Origin of the sequence: Pseudarthrobacter sp. AG30 (assembly GCF_003116525.1) — a bacterium.
Taxonomy (GTDB): Bacteria; Actinomycetota; Actinomycetes; order Actinomycetales; family Micrococcaceae; genus Arthrobacter.
Window position 1 is genome coordinate 1 of sequence record NZ_QEHL01000082.1, and the last position, 234, is coordinate 234.

The window sequence follows — 234 nt, forward strand, 5'->3', positions numbered from 1 at the left end:
GGGTCATCGCGAAGCGGTGGCGGCGGCGGCAGGCGCGACAACGGTGGCGCTGGGTACCGCGCTGATGTCGGTGCGGTTTTTCGGCGACGTTGGCGGGGCAGGCCAGGCGCTGGGTCGCCTGCTGACGGGCATGCTCCCGAAGTGGATCGTGATCGTCGGGGGGCTGGTCGTGATCCTGTTCCAATTCAAGTTGCCACCGCTGGCCGCCATCACGGGGTTGGCGGCGGCTTACGC

The 234-nt window shown here is 69.2% G+C and carries 1 pseudogene; it reads left to right on the forward strand.

The features are described from left to right. A pseudogene (locus DC347_RS21400) lies at positions 1-234 on the forward strand (hypothetical protein); the annotation flags it as partial.